The organism is Nostoc flagelliforme FACHB-838, assembly GCF_014698065.1.
In the GTDB taxonomy this organism is placed as follows: domain Bacteria; phylum Cyanobacteriota; class Cyanobacteriia; order Cyanobacteriales; family Nostocaceae; genus Nostoc; species Nostoc flagelliforme_B.
Map to the genome: position 1 here is coordinate 1 of NZ_JACJSI010000621.1, position 2,475 is coordinate 2,475.

General features: G+C 45.8%; 3 protein-coding genes and 1 pseudogene. 3 read left to right on the forward strand and 1 reads right to left on the reverse strand.

The window, feature by feature from the left end; genetic code table 11:
- A pseudogene (locus H6G97_RS49780) lies at window positions 1–276 on the reverse strand (IS1/IS1595 family N-terminal zinc-binding domain-containing protein); the annotation flags it as partial.
- A 101-nt stretch (window positions 277–377) separates the two neighbouring features.
- Between H6G97_RS49780 and H6G97_RS49785 the strand changes: the two are divergent.
- The 3 genes from H6G97_RS49785 to H6G97_RS49795 form a co-directional block, all read left to right on the forward strand.
- Window positions 378–1,307 (forward strand): hypothetical protein, encoded by a 930-nt coding sequence (locus tag H6G97_RS49785; protein WP_190947614.1) that lies wholly within the window; start codon window positions 378–380, stop codon window positions 1,305–1,307.
- Between the two features lie 6 nt (window positions 1,308–1,313).
- Window positions 1,314–1,586 carry a hypothetical protein gene (locus H6G97_RS49790; protein WP_190947615.1) on the forward strand — a complete coding sequence of 91 codons (273 nt, stop codon included), beginning with the start codon at window positions 1,314–1,316 and terminating at the stop codon, window positions 1,584–1,586.
- Window positions 1,587–1,624: 38 nt separating this feature from the next.
- On the forward strand, window positions 1,625–2,475 hold an 851-nt coding region (locus tag H6G97_RS49795), incomplete at its 3' end, for a serine/threonine protein kinase (RefSeq protein ID WP_190947616.1).

The window sequence follows — 2,475 nt, forward strand, 5'->3', positions numbered from 1 at the left end:
TCGTTAGGCGGTACGTCGGGGAGTTTTTCGCCTATTTGTTTTAACCAATAAATTACGGTTGTATGGTGAACTCCTTTATCACGCTCAATGGCTCGAAATCCCATGCCATTAACGTATGACCTTAAACATTCTTGCTTGATTTCATCTGAGTATCCTTTTGGTGGACTGTAAACATCGATAAATTGACGACCACAATTGACGCAAATGTGATGAAAGTTTACCTCTTCGTTTACCATTTTTTCTAATTTCAGTAGAGTCGCAGTATGGACATTGCACAGTAAATGACCTCAATTCATCCCTCTATTATGCAACGCCCACTGAAAATCTATCTGCAATCGGCTTTTAGCAAATGTTACTAAGCTAAAAGAGGTGGAATCGTGACTAAACCATCCTCTAAGCGTAAAAAACTCACCTCTGCTTTATCTAGCGACGACGCGCCACCAGATAACCTTACCCAAGAAGAAAACCCAGCGTTAGCAACAATTAACATTATTGCTGTTGAAGTTCCAGAGCTAACCGAGCAGGAAATTAGCGATCGCCTAGATTTAGAGCGAAAGGTGGAACGGGCGTTTTTTGAAGCGGGGAAGGCATTAATGGAATTACGGGATCGCAAGTTATATCGCTCCACTCACAAAACCTTTGAGGAGTATTGCCGCGTTCGCCCTTGGCGTTGGCGAAGCCATCGCTTTGGCCATAATCGTCGCCAGTCTTATCTTCTAATGGATGCAGCAGTAATATTTGATAACTTAGAGCAAAAATGTGATCGTTCCGATCACATTTTGCCGACTAATGAGTGGCAAATCAGGCCACTGTCTAAGCTTGACCCGGACATTCAGCCCGAAGCATGGGAGCAAGCTGTAGAGTCTGCCAACGGGAAAGTACCCTCACACCGGATCGTCAAAGACGTTGTGCAGCGCATAATGGAACGTACCAGAATACCCAACACCTACCAAATTGGCGAAGTCTGCCAAATCCTTGCTAAGGACAATCCCGAACTGAGAGGCAAAGGTGGCTGTTGGGCAATTGTCAGCGCAGTGAATGACTTTAGTTGCAGTGTGAAAATGTGGGATGGCGAGTACACCGTTGGGTTACAACACCTAAAGTCTTACAATTACCTGCCTGCCGAGTGTGAGCAGATGCGGTTGGTGTGCGATCGCATCAGTCGAGTGTATTCCAATTCGCTGGAGGAGACTGTCAAAAGTCTATTGCAGTCGTTGGGCAAGCTGAATCGACCTTATCTTACTGCTGTGGAAGAGAAATTGCTGAGTGTTCTGGAGTCTGAATACGGGGGTGAGATACTGCCCTAAGCAACTTTGGCAATTTGGCATCCAATGTCTTTGGGTTGCAGTTTCAATGGAGATATCACCACAACGGGACAGCGAAGAAGTTGTATGAGGAGTAGGGCAAAACTTTCCGCAACTGGTGTCCTGTGCTATGCCAGTTGTCGAATGAGTGCTGTAGAAACGCTCTACATATTGATACAGCGCTCGGAAGTGAACGCCATCACTCTGCAACTGGCTAGAAATGAACAAAACCAAATAGGATTTCAGAAGATGAAAAATCTAGATAGCTGGATTGCTGTATAGTTTTGGTTATGCCAGATTATCATCTCAAGAGCTGCTCTATGATCACTCTGCCTGGTATTGCTATCCAAAACAAAATATACGAAAGTGACAATTCTCTAGTGTACCGGGGCATTAGAGACGATGGAGTAGGGGTCGTCGTAAAAATGCTAAAGCTTGATTATCCCTCTCCCCAAGAACTAACCCGCTACAGACAGGAATATAAAATTACCCGTTCCCTTAACTTGGAAGGAGTTATCAAGGCATACAGCCAGCAGGACTATCAACGCACTCTGGTGATTATCTTAGAAGATTTTGGGGGGGAGTCCCTAGAGCAATGGATGCACAAGCGCCGAGATATCTTCTGCCCGATGCCTTTATCCACTTTTCTCGGTCTTGCGATCGCTATAAGCGACATTCTGGGCAGAATCCATGCAGCCAATGTCATTCATAAAGATATCAACCCTGGAAACATAGTCTTTAATCTGGATACTGGCGTTGTCAAAATTATTGATTTTGGGATTGCGACCCAATTTAACCGCACGAATCCGACGTTCAAAAGTCCCCATGTGTTAGAAGGCACGCTAGCCTATCTGTCGCCAGAGCAAACCGGGCGGATGAACCGGATACTCGACTATCGCACCGATTTCTACTCGCTAGGCGTAACCTTCTACGAACTGTTAACTGGACAGCTACCGTTCCCCACTCAAGACATCCTGGAGCTAGTTCATTGTCATATTGCCAAACCGCCGATTCCTGTGCATGAATTGAACGCCACGATTCCCAAAGCCATTTCAGGCATAATTTTGAAGTTGATGGCGAAAAATGCGGAGGATCGCTATCAAAGTGCCTGGGGCATCAAAGCGGATCTAGAACGCTGCGCCGGGCAACTGGCAGAAATGGGTCAGATCAA